This is a genomic window from Priestia koreensis (genome assembly GCF_022646885.1).
Taxonomy (GTDB): Bacteria; Bacillota; Bacilli; order Bacillales; family Bacillaceae_H; genus Bacillus_AG; species Bacillus_AG koreensis_A.
The window spans coordinates 3993519-4015901 of the sequence record NZ_CP061868.1 but is presented as its reverse complement, the minus strand read 5'-3'; the positions used below and the strand labels follow the sequence as shown (position 1 = coordinate 4015901).

Here is a 22383-nt window from a genome sequence, read left to right as displayed (position 1 = left end):
CTTTCGTCGTATCCATCAACCTGAAATGAGCATTATTTGTAAATCTTTTTCTTTAAATAATCTCGATCCTTCATAAATAACTTCCAAAAGTAGAAGAAGCCTGGGAACAGAATAGCGAATCCAACAATATACGTGATGAAGACCGCTTTAAATGCACTAGGATCGGTAAATCCGGAATGAATGGTAACGTCTGAGTAAACGATGTATGGAAGGTGGCTTTTTCCGTAAGCATAACTTGCTAAAAAGTACTGAATGATCGTTGTGATCACGGCAAGCCTTGGCATACCCAATCCTCTTGTGGAAGGGATCCATAGCGCAACAAATGTTAGTAAGAACATAATGACCGATCCAATTAGCCATCCCTTAACGTTCATCATGTTATCGTAAAGCCATGAAGCTTCAGAGCGCATCGTTAGCATAATAAAGACGCCCATTAGTAACGAAATAGGGCCAGTAATTAGTGCATCACGGCGATAGATTTTGTACGACTCGAATTCATTCGAAACCTTTGAGTAGTCCGCCAAAAGCAGTGATGATAAAAACAGCGTAGAGCTAATCGCAAATCCGATAAATGAATACACGTGCGGGCTTGTAAACACGCTTGCCAAATTAAGCTTATTCGTTCCGTCAATAAGATCAATGTATCCTCCGTGAGTAATAGGAAGCACGCAGATCAGGAAGGCCGGAATTAAAAATCCTGATATGCCCGATACGTATGTTAAAATTTTCTCGTACGTTTTGGCATAGTGAGAAAAAACCAGGAAGCTACTCCGGATAGATAAGAGTAACAAAATAATACTTCCAGGGATGAGTAGAACGGTTCCGAGCGTAAAAGCAGCACCAGGAAAGAAACTAAACAACCCAACAACGATCGCCACAATAAAGACGTTCGTTACTTCCCAAGTAGGGGACAGATAGCGGTTAGCAACGCTCGTTGCATTCGTTTGTTCGCGATTAATATAAATCATCGACCAAAATCCTGCTCCAAAATCCATCGTTGCCATAACCGCATAAATGAAAATAAATCCCCACAGTACGATAATTGCAATCAGTGCACTTGTCATATGATCACCTCTCTATTCGACTTGTCCTTCAAGTTCTTTTGAAACCGGATTGCGTTTGAAATAATAAAGCAGTACGAGTACAACAGCGACTGCCATAATTAAATAAACGGCAAGGAAAAAGGCAAACAACAGATGAAGATCAGAAGAAGTTGTGACCGCTTCAGCTGTTTTCATAATGCGGTAAATGACCCAAGGCTGACGGCCTGTACAGGCAAATACCCATCCAAATTCAACGGATAGCATTGAAAGAGGACCTGCAATCCCAAATACCCATAAGAGCCAGCGAGGGAACGAGCGTTTTTTAAGAATCTTATACCAAGCAAATCCAACAATTGATAACAAGATCAGAAGCGACCCAATACCTACCATTCCATTAAAGAGTGTATGAATAAACAAAGGGGGCCAGTATTCTCTTGGAAAATCATTCAGTCCGAGCACAACCGTATCAAAGCGGTTGTCTGATAAGAAGCTTAGTCCCCAAGGAATTTCAAATGCCCATTTCACTTTTTGTTCTTTTTCACTCGTGTAACCACCAACGGCAAGAGGAGCATGATCTTGGGTTTCAAATAACCCTTCAGCTGCGGCTAGCTTTTCAGGTTGGTAATCATAAAGACCCTGTGCGGAAGCGTGTCCGTTTAGTGCCGTAGCAATCGAAAAAATGCCTCCTACGACAAGGCCAAGAATGAGTGCTTTATGATGAAATTTGTATACCGCCTCGCTTTTTTTACGAGAGCGAATCATTTTGACCGCTGCGACTGAAGCGATGACGAAAGCACCGGTCATAAATGCTGACACGGCCACATGGCCAGCGGTGACTGCAAAGCTTGGGTTAAAGAAAGCGGCCCATGGATCAACGTCCACAATTTTTCCGTTCTCAATGCGAAATCCTGCCGGTGTTCCTTCAAAAGCATGTACGTTTGTAATTAAAACCGCTGATCCGAGAGCACCAATTAAAACGAGTGTGATGCTGACGATCCTCATAATGGGAGAGATACGATCTGCTGCATATACGTAGATGGACATAAAAAGAGCCTCAACAAAAAAAGCATATACCTCAATTTGAAAAGGCAGTGACATGACTCGCCCAATCACTTCCATGAAACCAGGCCATAATAAAGAGAGCTGAACGGCTGCAATCGTTCCAGTTGGAATCGCAATTCCAAGCAAGACCGCAATTGTTTTAGTCCAGCGTTTTGCCATAATGGCATAATCGTTATCTTTTGTTTTCTGATAAAGTAGTTCTGAGCACAAAATCATGAGTGGAATTCCAACGCCAAGCGTTGCGAAGATAATGTGAAAGGCCATTGTAATTCCAAACATTGAACGTGCGGTAACTAAATGATCCATGCAGAATCAACCTTTCCAAATAAGTATTCATGACCCTTATTGTCCATCTTCTTCCACAAATTATGCATGAGATTTTTAGTTTTCTGAACATGAGCATAAGTGTTGAAAATAGTAATCATTTCGTTTTATAATGGAAATAAGCTAATCGAAAAGGAGAGATACATGATGAAAACAAATCTTCATCCGGAATATCAAAAGGTTGTATATATGGACGTTAACAGCGGATTTAAATTTATCAGTGGCTCGACTAAAACTTCAAATGAAACGATTCAGTGGGAAGATGGAAACACGTATCCGTTATTTAAAGTAGAGGTAACATCCGATACACATCCGTTTTACACAGGTCGTCAAAAATTTGCTGATAAAGGCGGACGCGCAGAGCGCTTTAAAAATAAATACAACTTGAATTAATAAAAAAAGCGTAGGTGCCACACGGCATCTACGCTTTTTCTGTTATTTATTTAACGCTTTTTTCAATACATCTAAATTTTGTTCCATTAGAGAGAAGTAATCCTCTTTGTCGTTTAATTGTTCTTTTGTCACGGACTCAAGGTTATTAAGTGTCAGAGATTCCGCACCGATTTCTTTTTTTACAACGTCTGCCACGCGTGGCTTCACATTCTTTTCAAAAATAATGTACTTAATTTTATGTTTTTCAGCTTCTTTTATAATGCTTTTCAGCTGTCTTTGAGACGGTTCATTTGTAGGTGAAAGTCCCGCAATGCTAATTTGATGAACGCCGTAACGGTCTTCCCAATAACCATAAGCAGCATGTGAAACTAATAATTCTTTATGAGAAGCTGTTGAAACCGTGTTTTTGTAATCCTGGTCCAATTTCTCCAGCTTGGATTTTAGCTCATCGAAATTTTTCTCGAAGTCTTTTTTATGAGCAGGTTGTAGCTTCACAAGCTCTTCCTTAATATTCTCTGCGATTTGAATGGAGCGAATAGGATCTAACCAAACGTGTGGATCTTTATCTCCATGATCATGCTCATCGCCTTCGCCATGCTCGTCATGAGCTTCGCCTTCGTGCTCAGCCCCTTTAGCAAGCTTAATACCTTTTGCTGCGGGAATAACTTGAACATCTTCATTTTTTAACGTTTCTTTTGCAGAATCAGCAAAGCCTTCTAAACCGATGCCCGCGTAAATAAAAGCATCTGCTTGCGCAATTTTTACCATTGTTTTAGATGTTGGCTCATATGAATGGGCGTCTACTCCAGGAGGAAGCACGCTTTGTGCATCCACATATTTGCCACCAATTTTTTGGGTGAAGTCTTGAATCGGAAAAATCGTGGTGTAAATTTTTAATTTATCGTTTTTATCTTTTTTCGCGCCGTCAGAACTACAGCCAGCGAGAGCTGCAGCGATTACTAACAAAAGCGTAAAAAAGAGTGCTTTTAGTTTCATTTTATGTATCTCATTCCTTTCTCTTTCTTAAACATTTGCTTATTATATCGTAATTGTTACGATTTGAAAACTAAAAATTTTTATGAGCTAACGGTAAAACGGGGAAGGGGATCTGCGAGCGCTGACCATTCCATTGTCATCTCTTCATCCGTCAGAAGGCATGCATCAAGCGTATCTTCAATTTCGGCTTGCTTCATATCAATTCCGATGAAAACTAATTCGTTCATCCGATCACCGTAGGATGCATCCCACTTCTTTAGTAGTTCAGGCTCTTCTGCCAACGTACGCTGTTTTTCTTCTTCTGAATAAGCTGCCACCCATTCGCCTGCACCTTGAATCATAATAGATGTTCCGGCTTGTGAAAGGAGTCCTGCCATATTATTACGGCTTGCTAACCAAAAAAAACCTTTTGCTCGAACAATATCAACGGGCCAGTTCTCGAGCCATTTCATGAAACGTTCAGGATGAAGAGGGCGTTTTCTTCGATAAACAAATGAAGAAATCCCATACTCTTCTGTTTCTGGAATATGCTCTTCGTTTAATTCTTTCATCCAACCAGCACCTTGGCTTGCCTTTTCAAAGTCAAAAAGACGCGTATTAAGAATGCGATGAAGATCTACACGGCTGTTTTGTGTCTGGATGATTTGTGCATCCGGATTTAAACGTTTCAATGTCATTTCAAGTTCCTTTGCGTCTTCAAGATCTAATAAATCAACTTTATTGAGCAAAATAACGTTCGCAAATTCAATTTGATCAATTAAAAGATCAACGACTTCTCTCGTATCATTCTCATCGGTTCCTTGCTGACGATCTAGAAGACTTTCTCCAGAAGAAAAATCCTCCCAAAAACGATTTCCGTCTACAACTGTGACCATCGTATCTACTATGCATTTGGCCGTTAAATCAATACCGAGCTCTTGGTCCACATATGTAAATGTTTGCGCCACTGGAATTGGTTCACTAATACCTGATGATTCAATCACAATATAGTCAATGTCACCAGCGTCTACTAGTTTTTCAACTTCTTTCATGAGATCATCTCGTAGCGTGCAACAAATGCAGCCGTTTTGCATTTCAACGAGTTTTTCTTCCGTACGAGAAAATCCACCTTTTTGAACGAGTTCAGAATCAATATTAACCTCACTCATATCGTTGACAATAACAGCAATTTTTAAGCCTTGTCGATTATGTAAAATATGATTCAATAACGTTGTTTTTCCAGCACCTAAGTAGCCGCTTAAAACGGTAATGGGGATTTTTTTCTCCACTTTTATCTGCTCCTTTTTATAAATAGTAATGATTACGATTTGTAACATGCTTTATAATATATGAAAATGATTTATAATACAAGTATATTTATTTTTGAAAGGATGTAGAAAAACATGAGTTTATTACAAGACATTTTAACGTTTAACGAGGAATTTGTAGCCAAAAAGGAATATGAAAAATTTCAAACAACTAAATTCCCTAATAAGAAAATGGTCATTTTATCATGCATGGACACAAGATTAGTGGAACTATTGCCAAATGCACTAAATTTACGCAATGGTGATGTGAAAATTGTTAAAAATGCAGGGGCGATTGTGTCTCATCCATTTGGAAGTATTATGAGAAGTATTTTAGTGGCTGTGTATGAACTAGGAGCAGATGAAGTGTGTGTGATCGGTCACCATGACTGCGGAATGAGCAAAATCAATTCAGCAGATGTACTCGAGAAAATGAAAGATCAAGGCGTAACACAAGAAACAATTGATACATTAGATTATGCTGGAGTTGACTTGCACAAGTGGCTTGAAGGATTTGAAAGCGTTGAGGAAAGCGTTCGTCACAGTGTAGATGTTATCGGAAAACATCCGCTATTTCCAAAAAATACCCCTGTTCATGGAATGGCAATTGATCCAGAAACAGGGAAGCTTGATTTAATCGTAGACGGCTACAACAAGTAATTATTTTGATTCTTTTTCTTCTTTAAGAGGGACCGGATCAAAGCCACCTGGGTGAAATGGATGGCATCTTGAAATTCTTTTTACTGTCATCCATCCGCCTTTTAAGGCACCAAATCGTTGCACGGCTTCGATGCCATAGTGAGAACAAGTAGGATAAAACCTGCACGAACTAGTGGCCTTAAGCGGTGACAAATAAAGCTGATAAAAGCGAATAAGTGATAGAACTAATTTTTTTAGCAAGAAAATCACGTTCCTTTAGGAATTTCAGTTTCTAGTTTTCAATATACTTCAAGAGAATTCGTAATTCAACGAATTAAATTAATTCGTATTAAATAGATGAAATAAATCGGAATTACGTGTATGATAGAAACATGAAAGAGAAATTTCAAAAATGACTTTTCGCACCTATTGTTTTCGGGAAGAGGAGAATAGGGCAAACAATACAAAAGGAGTGTTGACATTATGCCATCAGTAGAAAGCTTTGAATTAGATCATAATGCCGTAAAAGCACCTTACGTACGCCACTGTGGTGTGCACAAAGTAGGAAGCGACGGTGTCGTTAATAAATTTGATATTCGTTTCTGCCAACCAAACAAACAAGCAATGAAACCAGACGTGATTCATACGCTTGAGCATTTATTAGCATTTAACTTACGTACGTATGCCGATAAATACGATCACTTTGATATTATCGATATTTCACCAATGGGTTGCCAAACAGGATACTACTTAGTAGTAAGCGGTGAGCCAACGGTACGTGAAATTATCGATTTGCTTGAAGATACAATGAAAGCGGCGGTTGAAATCACTGAAATTCCCGCAGCAAATGAAAAGCAATGTGGTCAAGCGAAGCTTCATGACCTAGAAGGTGCAAAGCGCTTAATGCGTTTCTGGCTTGATCAAAGCAAAGAAGATCTAGAAAAAGTATTTGGTTAATAAAAGAAGGGGCGGGGTAACTTCCGCTCCTTTTTTATGTGTCTTTTTTATCTGTGGAATCTAGATGAGGGTTTTCATCGAGTGGATCAACTGTGTGTTTGAAGTCATATGCTTTTGACGTTGTGACCAAGCTGAGAAGCAGCACGATAGCCACAATGACAAAACAGGTAATAAAAATAATCGTGAACAAGGAATCTCCTCCTTCAACTATTCTTAGAGCACCTTTATTTTATCATGTCTGCTCCTCAAATCGTTTAAAAAGACACAAAATTAAAATATTTTAAGACGGCGTTTTAAAGGAGACGAATGGGGTACTACTATACTAGAAGGAGTGAATCAGAATGGAAAAACAATTACATGAAGCATTGAATTTACAAGTGGCAAACTGGACAGTTTTGTACACGAAGTTACATAATTACCACTGGTATGTAAAGGGCGAGCAGTTCTTTACGTTACATGAGAAATTTGAGGAGTTCTACACGGCTGCCGGTACTTACATCGACGATTTAGCTGAGCGTTTGTTAGCACTTGAAGGAAAGCCCGTAGCGACGATGAAAGAAGCTTTAGAACTTTCGTCCATTGAAGAAGCAATGGGGAATGAAAATGCGACAGACATGGTGGCATCTCTTGCGAAAGATTTCAATAAGCTTACTTCTGAATTAAAAGAAGGAATGGATATCGCAGACAAAGCAAACGACGAAACAACTGGCGATATGCTATTAGCGATCCACAAGGATTTAGAAAAACATCTTTGGATGCTCAATGCGTTCTTAGGAAAATAAACATCAGTCAAAAGAGTAGAAGCATTACGGCTTCTACTCTTTTTTCCATATGCAGAACCTATTAAATTTTGGTTTCATAGGAGAACGCATAGTCACTTTTCAACTTTTCTCATACCATGTACTAAAGGCTTTTTGAGAGAAGGGAAGTACAAGGGATGGGGAAAGAAGATCTGGTTCTCATGGCTGGTGTGAGTTCTTACCTCATTTTCTTATTTGGTGGCTGGGATGAACTGTTAATGATTCTAGTTGCGTGCGTAGTGATGGACTATGTAATGGGAGTCGCTATTGCTGCTATTCAAAAAAAACTTTCAAGTAAAGTGGGATTTCGAGGCATTGCGAAAAAAATGTTCCTTTTCTTTTTAGTTGCGGTAGCCAACTTCTTGGATACGCTTCTTTGGGAAAACCATATGATTCGTGATGCGACGATTTTATTTTATATTTGCAATGAAGTAGTGTCGATTATCGAGCATGCTAGAAGCATTGGGGTCCCAATCCCTGATACGCTAAAAAAAGGAATTGAGTTGATTAAAAGCCGCTTCAAAAAATAAGACTGCATAAAAAGCTCAAAACGTGAGATACAAAGAGTAGGTCTTTACTATGAAGGAGTGGCGAAAATGAATGAATCAACCCATAAAAAAACGTATTATGTAAATGTAGGGTATGGAGAAATTTCACTTAGTAAATCAGCTTTTGATTGGAATTATGTTATTCAAGCAACGGATGACGAAATTACTCATTTGCGGGATTTGTTCAATGGCAACGATAATGAAGATTGGCAAGGTTTTTTTCGTGCTCACGTTCCGTATATTCAATATCACTTTGATCGCCAAAATGATGCGTATGATCAAGGAATGTCGTTGATATACGAACAGCTCTATAAGCTCGGAGATGATGCGACCAAACAACACATTAAGGAAATGAACATCTTACCTCATATAGATGAGTAATTCTTTAGGATTGCTCATTTTTTCATTTTGTTAGAAAATGATAGAAAATAAACACAATGGAGTATGGAGAATCTATGTATACTTTTAAAGATGCTTATCACAATCAAGTCTTTTTATCATTCGAACGCTTACCCTTTTCAAAATCTCCTCGTCACGTATGGGTAGTATGCCGCTATGGTAGTCAGTGGCTGTTAACAAATCATTCAACAAGAGGATTAGAATTTCCAGGTGGAAAAGTAGAAGAAGGGGAAACACCTGAAGAAGCAGCAGCACGAGAAGTATCAGAAGAAACAGGAGGGACGATCAAGAACCTCACATATATCGGTCAATACAAGGTAGCAGGTAGAGAAAAAGAAATTATTAAAAATATTTATTTTGCGACGATTGATGAAATTATTCCACATCGTCATTATCTAGAAACAAAAGGTCCCGTGTTACGAGATGAGTTGCCGAGTAATATTAAGCACAACTCACAGTTTAGCTTCATTATGAAGGATAACGTCCTTCAATATGTGATGAAACATCTTGTGCAAAAACAGTTTGTTTCATCATTTTGAGCAAACGCATAAAAAGACGAAGGAATAGGGAAAGAGTCCTTCGTCTTTTAGCTGTTGTCTTTAATTAATTTTTTCTCAAGGAAAGCAACTGCTTGATACATGATCGTAGCGAAAAAAGCGATCAGCAACAAGCTTAAGAGCACCAACGTGAAATTGAATACTTGAAAGCCATATATAATCATATATCCAAGCCCTTTTCCTGAAACAAGAAATTCTCCAACGATCACACCAACCCATGACAGCCCCACGTTTACTTTGAAGGTGGAGATAATAGCTGGAAAGGAAGCAGGAAGGATGGCTTCTTGAAAGCATTGTCTTCTCGTAGCTCCGAAGGACTTTAGTACTTTTAAATAGTTAGGATCTACTTCACGAAATGAGGTATAGACGACGATGGCTGTAATGATGACTGAAATGACGGCTCCCATTGTAAGGATGGAGAAAAAGCCTGGCCCCATGGCCACGATGAGGATGGGTCCTAGTGCAATTTTAGGCATCGCATTGAGAACAACTAAATAAGGATCTAGTACCTTTGAAATCTTAGGAGACCACCATAGGAGGGTTGCAAGAAGGACACCTGCGATGGTTCCGAGTAAAAATCCAAGCAGCGTTTCGAGTAGAGTAGCTCCAATGTGTTCGAGTAACGAGCCATCTTGCATTTTTTCGAGAAATAAATGGCCAATTTTTGTAGGAGAACTAAAGATTAGAGGATCGATCCATGCTAGCCTAGAAGCGGTCTCCCATAGACTAAAAAAAGCGATGAAGATTAACGCCTGAATAGATAAGATCCAGCGCTTCTCGACTCTTAAACGTTTCAAATATTGCTGATGAAGGAGACTAGTATTCATTTTTTCCAAGGCTATCAAGCTCCTTCCAAATGTCCTGAAACAGTTCGTTGTACCGATGATGTTGTCTCACTTCTAAAGGGGATAGGGTTCGCAACTCTTCTGGAACGGTAAAGATATTAGCTATACGCCCCGGATTAGGCGCAAATAAGAAAATGCGGTCGCTCATCGCAATAGATTCACCGATATCATGCGTAACGAGTAGGGCGGTTTTATGAAAGTCTTTGAGCGTGCTTGAGACGAGATCTTCTAATTTGAGCTTCGTTTGAAAATCTAATGCTGAAAATGGCTCATCTAAAAGCAAAATGGACGGGTTGGTTGCCAGTGTACGAACGAGGGCCACACGTTGACGCATCCCCCCAGATAATTGTCTAGGATACATTTCTTCTACATCGCCGAGGTCCATCATGCGTAAAAGCGCTAATGCTTTCTGTTCAGCTTCATCTGATCGTTTGTTCATGATTTTTAATCCCATTAATACGTTTTCCTTAATCGTCTTCCAAGGAAACAGGTAATCATGCTGAAGCATGTAGCCAATTTGTGTGGGTACATCTTTAATGGGTTTATTGTGAATCGTCACGTTTCCTTCTGTTGGTTCAATTAGCCCTGCAACAATGGATAAAAGCGTCGTTTTTCCACAGCCGCTGGGGCCGAGGAAGGAAATAAATTCTCCTTCCTCAATCAACAAGCTAATGTCTTCTAAAACCGTATTGGCGGAGGTGTGAGTGAGGTAGGTGTGGTGAATTTGATTAATTGACAGCATGAAATCACGCCCTCCTTACTTGCTAACTGAATTAGCGATTTTCGTATTGACAAGCGTTTTGTAGCCTACTTCTTTTGGAAGCTCGCCGGCTTCTTTCATGATATTTTGTAAGTTCGCCCATTCCTTCTCATCAAGAATTGGATTGGTTGCATAAGATCCTTGTTCTTTATAGCGAGCAATCACCGTTTCACTAATATCAGCTGGGGTATCTTTAAATTCCGCTTTGATGGAGGCAGCAATTTCTTTAGCGCTGTGAGAGTCTACCCACTGCTGTGCACGATAAATCGCACGAGTGAATTTTTCAACGGTTTCTTTATTGTTTTTAATAAAGCTTTGTTTAGACATAAAAGAAGTGTAAGGTACAAGGCCAGACTCTTTTCCGAACGAGGCCACGATATGTCCTTTACCTTCTTTTTCAAAAATACTTGCCGTTGGTTCGAATAGCTGTACATAATCGCCCGTTCCAGATGCGAAGGCATTAGCGATGTTAGCGAAATCAATGTTTTGAATGAGCTTTAAATCCTTTTGTGGATCAATTCCGTGATTTTTGAGCACAAATTCGCCAACCATCTGTGGCATGCCGCCTTTACGCTGACCGAGGAACGTGCTGCCTTTTAAGTCCTGCCATGAGAAATTTTCGACTGCTTTTCGTGAGACGAGAAACGTACCGTCTGTTTGCGTAAGCTGAGCAAAGTTAATGATCGGGTCACGTGTGCCCTGTGCGTACACGTAGATCGACGTTTCAGAGCCTACTAGACCAATATCTATGCCATCTGATAAAAGAGCTGTCATGGTCTTGTCGCCGCCCCACGTCGGCTTTATATCGACATCTAATCCTTCATCTTTAAAAAATCCTTCAGAGGAAGCGACATATAACGGAGCGTAAAACAGTGAATGTGTAACCTCTCCAACCGTAACCTTTGTTAATTTATCTTTTTGACCACAGGCTGCAAGTGGAATAAGTAATACGATAATTAGCACACAGCTTAAAAGTAATTTCGAAAGTTTCACCGGTGTGTAACCTCCTTTAAATATTTTTGGAACACTCATAAAGTATGACAATAGATGGAGTTGTGTGATTTGCCTAAAGTAAAATATTTGACGTTTGATACGTGGCTTTAGACGTGTGATTTAGAGAGTGAAGGGGAAACTAAAGAATAGGAAAGTGAGGAGACAGAAATGAGAAATGGAACGATTATTGAAAAACAACGCTATCCATCTCCGAATCCTCGTATTGATCTTTATCTCGTGACGTACATGAGTGAAGGACTGCGAGTAAAAGGACTGTTAGCAGAGCCAAAAGAAGAAGGTACATACGATGGTTTTGTTTATTTGAGAGGCGGAATTAAAGGGGTAGGAATGGTGCGCATTGGACGAATTGTGCAATTTGCATCAGAAGGTTTTGTCGTAATGGCTCCTTTTTATCGCGGCAATCAAGGAGGTCAAGGAAACGAGGACTTTGCAGGAGATGATCGCTTTGATGCAGTGAATGCCTATGAACTTCTTGCTCACTATCCCAAAGTAAACCAAAATCGTATTCACCTATTCGGTTTTTCAAGAGGTGGTGTAATGGCGCTGCTCACTGGAATATTAATTCCTGAGGTTCGATCTGTCGTTGTATGGGGAGGAGTTTCTGATATGGTCCTAACCTATGAGGAACGGGAAGATCTGCGCCGTATGATGAAACGGGTCATTGGCGGTACGCCTCACAAGTATCCAGAACGATACAAATGGCGTACACCGCTTCATGATATTCATACTCTGAATGCACCTGTGTTCATTATTCACGGTGAACAGGACCAAAATGTTTCTGTTGAACATTCTTATCGTTTAGAGAAAAGGTTGGTCGAAGCAGGGAAGAGTGTACAAACACGTTACTATCCTCAATACACGCATTATTTTCCTCCACAGGAGAATCGAAAAATGGTCAGGGAGCTTACGCAGTGGATGAAAGAACAATGAGAAACGTGATAAGATAAGAGGGAGTAATAGTTAGAAATGCTTTATTCAATAAAGTGTTTTTGAGGAGGATTATAAAATGGGGATGCCACTAGAATTAAACACAATGATCGTGACAAAAGGAAAAGAGACGCGCTTAGAAGAAAATCTTTTTTTACTAGAAAAGGACGGTTATCGTTTATATCCGATTGATATTCCGGTCAGTGTTCATAAGACAAAGCACAGCGAAAGTAGCGGACAAGCGTTAATTCGAAAGCTTGAAATGTCCGGCGATAAAACGCTTATTACGTATGAACTAGTTAAATTACACTCAACAAATTAAAAGGCAATAGCGAAAATGAACCAATCATTTTCGCTATTGCCTTTGTTTGTGTAGAGTAAGTATTTAGATTAGCGGTCCGCCTGCGTTTTTAATCGCATCTAAACCTTCTGAAAAATGCTTAAAGTTGTCTTTGAATTTCATCGCAAGTTCTTGTGCCTTCACTTCATATGCTTGTGGATCTTTCCACGCTTTTGCTGGCTGAAGAACTTCGTCTGGTACACCTGGAACATGAGTTGGAACTTGAAGACCGAAAATTTGATCCTGAACAGTTTCAGCGTTTCGTAATTCACCTTCAAGAGCGGCTTGCACCATTGATCGTGTATATTGAAGCTTCATACGTTGACCAACTCCGTACTCTCCACCAGTCCAACCAGTATTGACCAGGTAGACGCTTACATTGTGCTGATCAATCATTTCTCCAAGCATTTTTGCATACTCTCCAGCACGGCGCGGAAGGAAAGGAGAACCGAAGCAAGTAGAGAATGTTGCAACTGGAGACGTAATGCCTCTTTCAGTTCCTGCTAGTTTGCTTGTATACCCGCTCAAGAAATGGTACATTGCTTGCTCTTTTGTTAAGCGACTGATTGGAGGAAGCACACCGAACGCATCAGCTGTTAAGAAGATGATAGTTGTCGGATGACCTGCTACACTTGGGTCGACAATGTTGTCAATTGCTTGTAATGGATAAGCTGCACGCGTGTTTTCAGTCAGCGAAACATCATCGTAATCTGGTAATCTACTATCTTCGTTCACGACTACATTTTCTAATACAGCCCCGAATCGAATGGCATTGTAAATTTGCGGCTCTTTTTCTTCAGATAAGTTCACACATTTTGCATAGCAACCACCTTCGATATTAAAGACGCCTGAGCTTGACCAACCGTGTTCATCATCGCCAATTAAGCGGCGTTTTGGATCAGCTGAGAGAGTTGTCTTCCCAGTACCTGAAAGGCCGAAGAATAAAGCAACATCGCCCTCAGTGCCGACATTTGCCGAGCAGTGCATCGGTAAAATGTTTTGTTCTGGAAGCAAATAGTTCATAATAGAGAAAATAGATTTTTTCATTTCTCCTGCATACTCAGTTCCACCGATTAAAATTACTTTACGCTCAAATGATACAATGATAAATGTTTCAGAATGAGTCCCGTCTACAGCTGGATCTGCTTTAAATCCTGGAGCGGAAATAATGGTAAACTGTGGATCATGTTCTGCTAGCTCTTCTTCTGTTGGTCGAATGAACAGCTGTTTGGCAAACAGGTTATGCCACGCATATTCATTGACAACAAGTATTGGCAAACGGTAGCGAGCGTCAGCTCCAGCGAAACCGTTGAATGTGAACAGTTCATCTTGTTCGCTTAGGTAGCGAAGAACTTTATTGTAGAGAGAATCAAATAATTCAGCAGAAAATGGCTGATTCACGTTTCCCCAGTCAATTTTACTCGTTACGCTTTCTTCATCAACGATAAATTTATCTTGTGGGGATCTTCCCGTATATTTTCCTGTATGGACTTGCACAGCACCTGTGGCAGTTAACGTTCCTTCCTGACGCTCTAACACTTTTTCTACTAAGCGCGGAACGGATAAATTGTGCTGTACAGCTTCTAATTGTAGTAATTCTGCTAATTTAATGGACTTATCAACTGTATTCATAAGCTCTACCACCCTTGTATATATAGTACGAAACAAGCTAATTCGAAATTAGTATAACACATTTATTTAATTATTGTATACTATTTAACGATAATCGTTCGTTTTTCATAAAAAAATGTACATCGAAAAGGAAAAGTAATGATATTCTCCTATATAAAAATGAACACAATCAATTTCATTTTATAACGAAAGAAAGTTCACAGGGTTAATTTAATAAACCGTAGCAAAACGGGGAATGAATACGTTATTTTCAACAAAGAATTTATTCATTTTTTCTCCTTGAATACGGTTGACAGAATTCGAGCTTTTCATGTAATATTGTTCCTTGAACGGATACTCTCTTATCCCGAGCTGGTGGAGGGACAGGCCCTATGAAACCCAGCAACCATCACCATACTTTATATTTTTTTACTTGGTGATAAGGTGCTAACCTGATGCAAGGGGAAAGCCCTTGATCGATAAGAGTGAAAGGCTTTAGTGAAAATTTGCTACCTTTCCTCGATTGGGAAAGGTTTTTTATATTTCTAACGTTTTTTGAACAACAATAAGGGAAATGAGTACCGTATCATCTGTTGTATAATTAAGGAGGAAAATTGATGTCAACGAAACGTCGTCTGTTTACGTCTGAATCTGTTACAGAAGGACATCCAGATAAAATCTGTGACCAAATTTCTGATTCGATTCTTGATGCCATTTTAGCAAAAGATCCAAACGCTCGTGTAGCATGTGAAACAACTGTTACAACTGGTTTAGTATTAGTAAGTGGTGAAATCACTACGTCTACATATGTAGACATTCCAAAAATTGTCCGTGAAACGATTAAAGAAATTGGTTACACACGTGCAAAATATGGTTTCGATGCTGAAACTTGTGCAGTTTTAACATCAATCGATGAGCAATCTGCTGATATCGCAATGGGTGTTGACCAAGCTTTAGAAGCTCGTGAAGGTCAAATGACAGATGCAGAAATCGAAGCAATTGGCGCAGGAGACCAAGGTTTAATGTTTGGTTATGCAAATAACGAAACAAAAGAACTTATGCCTCTTCCAATTTCACTTGCTCATAAATTAGCTCGTCGTTTAACGGAAGTACGTAAAGAAGAAATTCTTCCTTACTTACGTCCAGACGGCAAAACTCAGGTAACAGTTGAGTATGATGAAAATGACAACCCTGTACGTATCGATACAATTGTTATTTCAACTCAGCATCACCCAGAAGTGAGCTTAGAGCAAATCCAACGTAACCTTAAAGAACACGTAATTAAGCCAGTTGTTCCAACTGAATTAATTGATGAAAATACAAAATACTTCATTAACCCAACTGGACGTTTCGTAATCGGAGGTCCTCAAGGTGATGCGGGCTTAACTGGTCGTAAAATCATCGTTGATACTTACGGTGGTTATGCACGTCACGGTGGCGGTGCATTCTCTGGTAAGGACGCTACAAAAGTAGACCGTTCTGCTGCTTATGCGGCACGTTACGTAGCGAAAAACATCGTTGCTGCTGGTTTAGCTGACAAGTGTGAAGTTCAATTAGCTTATGCAATTGGTGTAGCACAGCCAGTATCAATCTCAATTGATACATTTGGCACAGGTAAAGTAACAGAAGAAGTTCTAGTTGATGCGGTTCGCAATAACTTTGACTTACGTCCAGCAGGAATCATTAAAATGCTTGACCTTCGTCGCCCAATCTATCGTCAAACAGCTGCTTATGGTCACTTTGGCCGTACAGACATTGACGCTCCTTGGGAACTTACAGATAAAGCAGAAGCGTTAAAAGCAGCAGCATTAAACTAATGAAAAACGAAGCGCTAAGGAGATCTCCTTAGCGCTTTTTTTATGCCCAAAAGTGTAGCAATCCACTTTTATTTTTTCTTATTTGAACAGCTGTGTTAATCAGAATAGTGTCAGTTATTATGGTCTAGGTAGGAATAGAAATGGAGTCTACAAAAGGCATAAGAAATGGTTTTTTAATACGTTCAGAATTACCTTGTGTTTAATGGATTATAAAGAAAAAATTTACATCATGTTTTTAAATAAACCTTCATAATATCCAATTAATGGGTATTTTTTAGTATTGAAAATATCAAGCATTACGATGTCTAAAACGGAGTTAAGGATTAAATGAGATATTCAACCCTGTTTAAGCTAGCTAGATTTTCTAGCATTTGTAACAGCGGAGGCTCTATTCTAACTTTATGCGCCTTATAGCAGTTTCTCAGTAGAAATGAGCCTGATATTTTGCTGATTATACTAAGGAGGAGCATTGTATGAGTAATGCATTTATGCAGTTTAAAAAGATGTTATCTAATTTAAAGAAGAGAGCATTCAACTCAGAGGTTACAGATTTAGACCTTTTAGGAGAAGTAGAAGAATTCCTTAAACAATTAGGTACTTTCTTCTACCACAATCCAAGACCGGTTATTATGTTGGATCTTGACGCTAATATATTTTATAGTAATCCTCAAATGAGCGCTCTAACTGGTTATTCCACTGATGAACTTCATTGTCCATTTATTAAAATTACGCCTACTTCATACCACAATAAAAATTTCCGATACTTTGTTCAAGCGAAAAATGGAGAGCCACAAGAACATAACTCTTTTGTTCAGCACAAAGAAGGAGACATGATTGAGGTTTTAATTAGTAGTGTCCCTATAAACTTTAATGGAAAAGTAATTGGAGTGTATAAGCTCTTCATAGATATAAGAGCGCATACGCTTCTTCACCATAAAGTTAATGAATTAGAAGAAAAGTTATCTTTAGCTGAGTTAGCAGGTAACATTGGAAGCTGGAATTACGATGTAATGGAAGAAAAACTATATTGGTCAGAGCAGGCTTATGCTTTATTTGAGATTAAAGACAATCGAAATGGTGTACTGAGTACAGAAGAAGTTATCAAACTAATTCATCCGGACGATGCTAAGCAGCTCAATGCTACTATAGCAAAAGCCATGATAGATAAAAGTGATTACCAGGAGCAATATCGTATTTTGTTACCAGGGGGTAAAGTCAAATATATATTAGAGCAAGGAAGCATGATCTTAGATAAAGCGGATAACGTTGTCCGTCTAATAGGAACGCTTTGTGATGTAACAAAAGAGAAGAATTTAGAAGCTATGCTTGTCGAGAGAGAAGAAGTAGTAGAAAGGATGTATCAACGCCTAGATGTCGGTATATGGGAATTTAATACAGTTAAAAACCGATGTATGATTTGTTCAGCAGGTGTAGAAAAGATTTTGGAGACTGACGCTCAAAGTCTTTTAAAAGGGCAGTTAAAATGGAGGGATTTTGTGCATCCCCATGATCTTGCTGAATATGATCAAAAACAGCAATTGCTTCTAAGCGGGCAAGTTGTACGCTATCAATATCGGATACAAACACCCGAAGGAAAAGTAAAATGGTTAGAAGATCATACGGAGCCTATATTAGATAAAAAGGGTGAACTTATTCAAACTCATGGAATTATAACGGACATTTCAGAAAATCGTCATTTGCTTGAACGAGTAAATGCGGTAGCTAATCATGACTACCTAACCTTTCTACCTAATCGGTATTTGCTTGAAGAAAAAATCAAATCAGAAATTGCCCTATCGAACAAAGAGAACGGATTTGCGCTATTTATAATAGGAATAGACCGTTTTAAATTTATCAATGATACGCTCGGTCACCGAATCGGTGATGAAGTTCTTATTAAAATTACGAAAAGATTGAACGTGTATCAAAAAACAGATTATTTTCTTTTTAAAATAGGAGGTCATATATTTTCTTTAATTTATAAAGGGAATCAAAATATAGAGACGATCAAAAAAATATCAGATGATATTTTAGCTAGTCTCAGTGAACCATTCTATGTAGAGGAGTATGAGTTGTTTTTGACCTCCAACATCGGAGTAAGTTTGTATCCGTTAGATGGTAAAGATGTTCATTCACTTTTACAAAATGCTCATGTAGCTATGTACCGTTCTCAAGAACTTGGTAAGAATACTTTCCAAATGTACACATCTAACTTAAATGCAAACTCCTATAAATTATATACGCTTGATCGAGATATGAGAAAAGGAGTGAAGAACAAGGAGTTTTCGATTCATTATCAGCCTAAAGTTAGGCCCACTGATAATAAGATAATAGGAGCCGAAGCTTTAATGAGATGGAATCATCCTGTTTGGGGGATGGTGGCTGCTGGAGAGTTTATTTCGATTGCAGAAGAGAACGGAGTTATCCTTGAAATGGGAGATTGGATTATTGGAAAAGTTTGTCAGCAAATTAGAGTATGGATAGAGAAAGAGTTTGACATTATTCCTATTTCAATTAATATTTCTCCTCAACAACTATTAAGCGGAAACTTGGTCTCATACATTAAAGCTTGTATTGAGAAATATAGCATTCCGCTTTCGATGCTTGAAATAGAAATTACCGAAGGATCACTGATAGCAAATCCTAAGGAAGTTTTTCAGACGATCGTAGAACTGAAAGAATTAGGTATTAAAGTAGCCTTAGATGATTTTGGATCAGGCTTTTCTTCTCTTTCACACCTGAAAGACTTTGCAATTGATGTAGTAAAAATTGATCGTTCATTTGTCAAAGATATTGTCTCAAGCGAAAAGAATAAGATTATTGTTAAATCTCTTCTTTCTATGTGTAAAGGCTTAGGCGTAGATTTGGTTGTAGAAGGAGTAGAGACGAAAGAGCAACATGAGTTTTTAAAACAGAATGAGGTGCGTATTATTCAAGGCTATGCGTACAGTAAACCATTACCTGAAAATGTGTTTTTAAGAATTCTCAAACAAGGTATTTTAGAGCCATCTTTTTCATCTATAAAGCCTTATAATAGTGAAAGACGAAAATATTTCCGCGTTACGTTGCCTCAATTTTTAAAAGGTGGTATGACGATCACTGAAATTAATGGAAAAGAAATTCAGATGAAAGCAATGGAAATAGTCATTAAAAGTTTGGGAATTAGAGGGTTGCGTTTTGCTTCCCATTTACAGTTACCGGTTCGTTCGGATATCACAATGGAATTTACCCAAACAGTAATGGGCGAAGAAATTAATATGTTAGGGAATATAGTATGGAAAGAGGACATTGGAAATAATCTTTTTCAATACGGCATTCAATTTCATCCTAATGAACGTGGAGAGGAAATCTTGACTCGTGTACTTAACCAGTTGGCAATGAATATAAAGAAAAATAAATCGATACCTGATACACCATTTATAGAAGAAAATATAACTAGCTACTTACAACAAATAAAAGATAATTTGTGATTTCATCTATGTTGATTCATGATTGAATTATTTACGAGTAAAAGGGATAAGCAAAAGCGCTAAGAGCGTCTCTTCTTAGCGCTTTTACTTACGCAAATTGAATGTTCATTTTTTCCTTCTCTAGAAGGATCGTATAATACGTCAGTAATCGATCAAACACTCTATCCCATGTCTGTGTTAGTGCGTACCTTCTGGCTTGTAACCCAAGTTTTTTTCGGAGATCAGGATGCTCAAGACATAGGCTAATATAATTGGAGAACTCCTCCGTCGAATTAGTTTCACACAAATATCCGTTTTCTCCATGAGTAACAACAGTTTGGATTCCTGCTGAATCAGCTCCAATAACAGGAGTTCCAGAAGCAAGAGATTCTAGTACAACGTCCTCAAATGTTTCTGTTTGGAAAGGGGAAACAAATAAGTCTGATGCTGCATATACCTTTGCAAGATCTTGATCTCTTAAAAGACCTGTAAACGTCATATGCTCTAATGAATCTTTCTGCAATGTTTCTTTCAAGGGTCCATCTCCTACAATTATCCAATGAACCTGGTGTTTAATATGGGGTGGAAGATGTCGTGCAATTTCTAATAGTGCTGACACGTTTTTCTCAGGTCTTAAACATCCAACATACGTAAGGATATAGGGGCGCTTAATATTATATTTAAGACGAACATCAAAGCGATCATATTCTGGATGGAAAAGTGCACCATCAACTCCAGGGGTCCAAAGAGAAACATTTTGGAATTTCTGCTCTTCCAGTACTTGTTTTACACCTTGTAATGGAACAAGAATTTTGTCAAAGGAGCGATAAAACCATCGCATGTATTTCCAAGCAACGGAAGACAGTTGCTCGATGTTATAATAAGTTAAGTATTCTTTAAAATTTGTATCATATGAGCCAATGAGCGGGATTTTTCGACTTTTGGCATGGTACAAGCCGCATAGTCCTAAATTTAATGGGGTCGCAATGTGTATAATATTTGGCTGAAAGTCTTGTAGTTTGCGCTTTATTTTAATGAAGTTAGGAGCGGCAAAGCGGCATTCAGGATATAGAAAAAAAGGCACGCTTGGAAACTGATTTACGTAATGGGATGCTTGATTGGTAAATGGTCCTTTAGCAGAAAATAATTGAAATGAGATGTCTTTCTTTGGTAAGTAATCTGTTAATCGGTTAATTATTTTGGCTGTACCATTTGCTTGTGTAGTGAAAGTGTCAGTGAAAATAGCAATGCGCAACAAACCTCAGCTCCTTTAGGTCACTAATGAAAAAATGAAAAGCAAATCAATCCCGTACAAGTCCCTAATATGCTTCCTACGAGAACGTCTGTCGGATAATGAAGACCGAGAAAAATTCGTGACAGGCCTACGCTAAAAGCTAATGGGAGAAGAATAATGACGGCAAAAGGGAAATAAATAAAGAAAGGTGTTGTGAGAGAAAAGATTGCCGTTGTATGTCCCGAAGGAAAGGAATGATCAGTTAAAGGATTTTCCAAGACTTTCGTGTCTTTTATTTGCAAGTATGGACGCTTTCGTGGATATAGTTTCTTCATAATGGCGACGGGCACATGACTAAGAGCTAGTGACAATCCCCCAGCATAGGCGGTAAGCTTTAATGAACCAGATGTGAAGATCATAAGTAACAGAGCGATCGCAATGGTTAGAAGTGCTCCACCAAAGTGTGTAACAAAGCGAAAATAACGACTTAGAAATTTGCGGTCAAAATGGCGGTTAAGCATACGAAATAATTGGCATTCTAATTCATAGAGTTTCTGAATGATTTTCTTTTTCATCGATGAAAACTCCTTATTAAGAATTCTTTCTTATCATTGTAAAAGAAAAATGTAAAGGCAGTAATAAGAAAGTGTAAATAAATGCTCTTCATGATTAGGCTGCTCGGCGCAATTAATAAATATAAGAGGAGAATGACTAATCCTCTCCTCCTATGAAAGTATTGATACGCCAAAACGTTGCATATTAATTTGTAGAGGTCTCTAACAGGAGCGTTGTGTTTAAATAAAGTGATTTCTTCTATATAATTACCGATTATTTCGTTTGCAAACTTTTGTAGTACTGGCCTTTTTCGACGTAGCTTTGACGGATGCGCTCCATATCTTTTAAATCTTCTTCATTTAATGTTCGCACCACTTTGGCGGGTCTTCCAATGGCAAGTGAGTGGGGTGGGATTTTCTTTCCAGGTGGAACGAGACTTCCGGCGCCAATAAAAGCTCCTTCACCGATTTCAGCACCATCTAGAATGATGGAGCCCATGCCAACTAAAGCATTTTTCCGAATGATCGAACTATGTAAGATGACTTGGTGACCAATTGTTACGTCATCTTCTAAAATCAGCGTTTTATCAGGACTCTGATGGAGCGTGCACTGATCCTGAACGTTCACTCTTTTTCCAATAATCGTAGGTGAAACGTCACCACGAATAACGGTATTAAACCAAATGCTGCTTTGTTCACCAATCGTTACATCTCCACTAATGGTTACGTAATCTGCAATAAAAACGGACTCATCAATCGTTGGGAATACATCTTTGTACGGATAAATCATTTTGTATCATCCTCTCGTAAAAGTTGAAAAAATAATGT

The 22383-nt window shown here is 38.6% G+C and carries 24 protein-coding genes and 1 riboswitch; of the genes, 11 read left to right on the top strand and 13 right to left on the bottom strand.

The genetic code is table 11. The features are described from left to right. Positions 1 to 32: 32 nt before the first annotated feature. Together IE339_RS21035 and IE339_RS21030 are read right to left on the bottom strand one after the other, a co-directional pair. Entirely contained in the window at positions 33 to 1064 is a 1032-nt protein-coding gene (locus tag IE339_RS21035; protein WP_242170897.1) for a cytochrome d ubiquinol oxidase subunit II, read from the bottom strand. Positions 1065 to 1076: 12 nt separating this feature from the next. Next, positions 1077 to 2411 carry a cytochrome ubiquinol oxidase subunit I gene (locus IE339_RS21030; protein WP_242170895.1) on the bottom strand — a complete coding sequence of 445 codons (1335 nt, stop codon included), beginning with the start codon at positions 2409 to 2411 and terminating at the stop codon, positions 1077 to 1079. A gap of 165 nt (positions 2412 to 2576) precedes the next feature. Between IE339_RS21030 and IE339_RS21025 the strand changes: the two genes are divergently transcribed. Continuing rightward, a complete protein-coding gene (locus IE339_RS21025) occupies positions 2577 to 2822 on the top strand; it encodes a type B 50S ribosomal protein L31 (protein WP_053400757.1) in 246 nt (81 codons plus the stop codon). A 42-nt stretch (positions 2823 to 2864) separates the two neighbouring features. Here the strand turns inward: IE339_RS21025 and IE339_RS21020 are convergent, their stop codons facing one another. Together IE339_RS21020 and IE339_RS21015 are read right to left on the bottom strand one after the other, a co-directional pair. Next, positions 2865 to 3818, bottom strand: a complete 954-nt coding sequence (locus IE339_RS21020) for a metal ABC transporter substrate-binding protein (RefSeq protein ID WP_242170893.1) — start codon at positions 3816 to 3818, stop codon at positions 2865 to 2867. Between the two features lie 80 nt (positions 3819 to 3898). Further along, positions 3899 to 5134 (bottom strand): GTP-binding protein, encoded by a 1236-nt coding sequence (locus IE339_RS21015; RefSeq protein ID WP_242170889.1) that lies wholly within the window; start codon positions 5132 to 5134, stop codon positions 3899 to 3901. Positions 5135 to 5200: 66 nt separating this feature from the next. Between IE339_RS21015 and IE339_RS21010 the strand changes: the two genes are divergently transcribed. Further along, a complete protein-coding gene (locus IE339_RS21010) occupies positions 5201 to 5764 on the top strand; it encodes a beta-class carbonic anhydrase (RefSeq protein WP_242170887.1) in 564 nt (187 codons plus the stop codon). Here IE339_RS21010 and yidD read toward each other — a convergent pair whose 3' ends face one another. After that, the gene (gene yidD / locus IE339_RS21005; protein WP_242170885.1) at positions 5765 to 6004 is read right to left on the bottom strand and encodes a membrane protein insertion efficiency factor YidD; all 240 of its coding nucleotides are present in this window, start codon (positions 6002 to 6004) and stop codon (positions 5765 to 5767) included. A 222-nt stretch (positions 6005 to 6226) separates the two neighbouring features. On the opposite strand from yidD, the gene IE339_RS21000 reads away from it, so the two are divergent. Further along, complete coding sequence (locus IE339_RS21000) at positions 6227 to 6700, top strand: S-ribosylhomocysteine lyase (RefSeq protein ID WP_053400761.1); 474 nt, start codon at positions 6227 to 6229, stop codon at positions 6698 to 6700. A gap of 34 nt (positions 6701 to 6734) precedes the next feature. Here the strand turns inward: IE339_RS21000 and ytzI are convergent, their stop codons facing one another. Further along, positions 6735 to 6890, bottom strand: a complete 156-nt coding sequence (gene ytzI / locus IE339_RS20995) for a YtzI protein (RefSeq protein WP_083446472.1) — start codon at positions 6888 to 6890, stop codon at positions 6735 to 6737. Positions 6891 to 7041: 151 nt separating this feature from the next. Between ytzI and IE339_RS20990 the strand changes: the two genes are divergently transcribed. The 4 genes from IE339_RS20990 (at position 7042) to ytkD (ending at position 8986) form a co-directional block, all read left to right on the top strand. Then, entirely contained in the window at positions 7042 to 7482 is a 441-nt protein-coding gene (locus IE339_RS20990) for a Dps family protein (protein WP_053400762.1), read from the top strand. Between the two features lie 155 nt (positions 7483 to 7637). Next, positions 7638 to 8030, top strand: a complete 393-nt coding sequence (locus IE339_RS20985; RefSeq protein ID WP_242170883.1) for a phage holin family protein — start codon at positions 7638 to 7640, stop codon at positions 8028 to 8030. A 66-nt stretch (positions 8031 to 8096) separates the two neighbouring features. Then, positions 8097 to 8429, top strand: coding sequence for a hydrolase (locus tag IE339_RS20980; protein WP_242170881.1), 333 nt, complete (start codon positions 8097 to 8099; stop codon positions 8427 to 8429). A 74-nt stretch (positions 8430 to 8503) separates the two neighbouring features. Then, positions 8504 to 8986 carry an RNA deprotection pyrophosphohydrolase gene (gene ytkD / locus IE339_RS20975; RefSeq protein ID WP_053400765.1) on the top strand — a complete coding sequence of 161 codons (483 nt, stop codon included), beginning with the start codon at positions 8504 to 8506 and terminating at the stop codon, positions 8984 to 8986. Between the two features lie 47 nt (positions 8987 to 9033). On the opposite strand, the gene IE339_RS20970 is transcribed toward ytkD, so the two are convergent. From IE339_RS20970 to IE339_RS20960, 3 genes are read right to left on the bottom strand one after another with little or no spacing between them, the layout of a single operon-like run. After that, a complete protein-coding gene (locus IE339_RS20970; protein WP_242176268.1) occupies positions 9034 to 9831 on the bottom strand; it encodes an ABC transporter permease in 798 nt (265 codons plus the stop codon). After that, the gene (locus IE339_RS20965; RefSeq protein WP_242170879.1) at positions 9821 to 10591 is read right to left on the bottom strand and encodes an ABC transporter ATP-binding protein; all 771 of its coding nucleotides are present in this window, start codon (positions 10589 to 10591) and stop codon (positions 9821 to 9823) included. The genes IE339_RS20970 and IE339_RS20965 overlap by 11 nt, the downstream gene beginning before the upstream one ends. Before the next feature lie 15 nt (positions 10592 to 10606). Beyond that, positions 10607 to 11602: an ABC transporter substrate-binding protein gene (locus tag IE339_RS20960; RefSeq protein ID WP_315906457.1), complete on the bottom strand. Its 996-nt coding sequence runs from the start codon at positions 11600 to 11602 to the stop codon at positions 10607 to 10609. Positions 11603 to 11770: 168 nt separating this feature from the next. Here IE339_RS20960 and IE339_RS20955 point away from each other — a divergent pair, with 168 nt between their 5' ends. Then, positions 11771 to 12553, top strand: coding sequence for an alpha/beta hydrolase family protein (locus tag IE339_RS20955; RefSeq protein WP_242170874.1), 783 nt, complete (start codon positions 11771 to 11773; stop codon positions 12551 to 12553). A 76-nt stretch (positions 12554 to 12629) separates the two neighbouring features. Then, a complete protein-coding gene (locus IE339_RS20950; RefSeq protein WP_242170872.1) occupies positions 12630 to 12872 on the top strand; it encodes a DUF2584 domain-containing protein in 243 nt (80 codons plus the stop codon). A 63-nt stretch (positions 12873 to 12935) separates the two neighbouring features. Here the strand turns inward: IE339_RS20950 and pckA are convergent, their stop codons facing one another. After that, positions 12936 to 14522 (bottom strand): phosphoenolpyruvate carboxykinase (ATP), encoded by a 1587-nt coding sequence (pckA, locus tag IE339_RS20945; RefSeq protein ID WP_053400770.1) that lies wholly within the window; start codon positions 14520 to 14522, stop codon positions 12936 to 12938. 338 nt (positions 14523 to 14860) lie between these two features. Then, positions 14861 to 14987: riboswitch (SAM riboswitch) on the top strand. 131 nt (positions 14988 to 15118) lie between these two features. Here pckA and metK point away from each other — a divergent pair. Continuing rightward, the gene (gene metK / locus IE339_RS20940; RefSeq protein ID WP_242170870.1) at positions 15119 to 16318 is read left to right on the top strand and encodes a methionine adenosyltransferase; all 1200 of its coding nucleotides are present in this window, start codon (positions 15119 to 15121) and stop codon (positions 16316 to 16318) included. 473 nt (positions 16319 to 16791) lie between these two features. Next, positions 16792 to 19788, top strand: coding sequence for an EAL domain-containing protein (locus IE339_RS20935; RefSeq protein ID WP_242170868.1), 2997 nt, complete (start codon positions 16792 to 16794; stop codon positions 19786 to 19788). 88 nt (positions 19789 to 19876) lie between these two features. On the opposite strand, the gene IE339_RS20930 is transcribed toward IE339_RS20935, so the two are convergent. From IE339_RS20930 to IE339_RS20920, 3 genes are all read right to left on the bottom strand, one after another. Beyond that, on the bottom strand, positions 19877 to 21022 hold the full coding sequence (locus tag IE339_RS20930) for a glycosyltransferase family 4 protein (RefSeq protein ID WP_242170866.1): 1146 nt from the start codon (positions 21020 to 21022) through the stop codon (positions 19877 to 19879). Positions 21023 to 21045: 23 nt separating this feature from the next. Continuing rightward, a complete protein-coding gene (locus IE339_RS20925; protein WP_242170864.1) occupies positions 21046 to 21576 on the bottom strand; it encodes a phosphatase PAP2 family protein in 531 nt (176 codons plus the stop codon). Positions 21577 to 21829: 253 nt separating this feature from the next. Then, positions 21830 to 22345: a gamma carbonic anhydrase gene (locus tag IE339_RS20920; protein WP_242170862.1), complete on the bottom strand. Its 516-nt coding sequence runs from the start codon at positions 22343 to 22345 to the stop codon at positions 21830 to 21832. Positions 22346 to 22383 lie beyond the last annotated feature (38 nt).

What these genes read in the sequence shown, in the direction of transcription:
- IE339_RS21035 (WP_242170897.1), bottom strand. Translation starts at nt 1,064, where the DNA reads ATGACAAGTGCACTGATTGCAATTATCGTACTGTGGGGATTTATTTTC.
- IE339_RS21030 (WP_242170895.1), bottom strand. Translation starts at nt 2,411, where the DNA reads ATGGATCATTTAGTTACCGCACGTTCAATGTTTGGAATTACAATGGCC.
- IE339_RS21025 (WP_053400757.1), top strand. Translation starts at nt 2,577, where the DNA reads ATGAAAACAAATCTTCATCCGGAATATCAAAAGGTTGTATATATGGAC.
- IE339_RS21020 (WP_242170893.1), bottom strand. Translation starts at nt 3,818, where the DNA reads ATGAAACTAAAAGCACTCTTTTTTACGCTTTTGTTAGTAATCGCTGCA.
- IE339_RS21015 (WP_242170889.1), bottom strand. Translation starts at nt 5,134, where the DNA reads ATGTTACAAATCGTAATCATTACTATTTATAAAAAGGAGCAGATAAAA.
- IE339_RS21010 (WP_242170887.1), top strand. Translation starts at nt 5,201, where the DNA reads ATGAGTTTATTACAAGACATTTTAACGTTTAACGAGGAATTTGTAGCC.
- IE339_RS21000 (WP_053400761.1), top strand. Translation starts at nt 6,227, where the DNA reads ATGCCATCAGTAGAAAGCTTTGAATTAGATCATAATGCCGTAAAAGCA.
- IE339_RS20990 (WP_053400762.1), top strand. Translation starts at nt 7,042, where the DNA reads ATGGAAAAACAATTACATGAAGCATTGAATTTACAAGTGGCAAACTGG.
- IE339_RS20985 (WP_242170883.1), top strand. Translation starts at nt 7,638, where the DNA reads ATGGGGAAAGAAGATCTGGTTCTCATGGCTGGTGTGAGTTCTTACCTC.
- IE339_RS20980 (WP_242170881.1), top strand. Translation starts at nt 8,097, where the DNA reads ATGAATGAATCAACCCATAAAAAAACGTATTATGTAAATGTAGGGTAT.
- ytkD (WP_053400765.1), top strand. Translation starts at nt 8,504, where the DNA reads ATGTATACTTTTAAAGATGCTTATCACAATCAAGTCTTTTTATCATTC.
- IE339_RS20970 (WP_242176268.1), bottom strand. Translation starts at nt 9,831, where the DNA reads ATGAATACTAGTCTCCTTCATCAGCAATATTTGAAACGTTTAAGAGTC.
- IE339_RS20965 (WP_242170879.1), bottom strand. Translation starts at nt 10,591, where the DNA reads ATGCTGTCAATTAATCAAATTCACCACACCTACCTCACTCACACCTCC.
- IE339_RS20955 (WP_242170874.1), top strand. Translation starts at nt 11,771, where the DNA reads ATGAGAAATGGAACGATTATTGAAAAACAACGCTATCCATCTCCGAAT.
- IE339_RS20950 (WP_242170872.1), top strand. Translation starts at nt 12,630, where the DNA reads ATGGGGATGCCACTAGAATTAAACACAATGATCGTGACAAAAGGAAAA.
- pckA (WP_053400770.1), bottom strand. Translation starts at nt 14,522, where the DNA reads ATGAATACAGTTGATAAGTCCATTAAATTAGCAGAATTACTACAATTA.
- metK (WP_242170870.1), top strand. Translation starts at nt 15,119, where the DNA reads ATGTCAACGAAACGTCGTCTGTTTACGTCTGAATCTGTTACAGAAGGA.
- IE339_RS20935 (WP_242170868.1), top strand. Translation starts at nt 16,792, where the DNA reads ATGAGTAATGCATTTATGCAGTTTAAAAAGATGTTATCTAATTTAAAG.
- IE339_RS20925 (WP_242170864.1), bottom strand. Translation starts at nt 21,576, where the DNA reads ATGAAAAAGAAAATCATTCAGAAACTCTATGAATTAGAATGCCAATTA.
- IE339_RS20920 (WP_242170862.1), bottom strand. Translation starts at nt 22,345, where the DNA reads ATGATTTATCCGTACAAAGATGTATTCCCAACGATTGATGAGTCCGTT.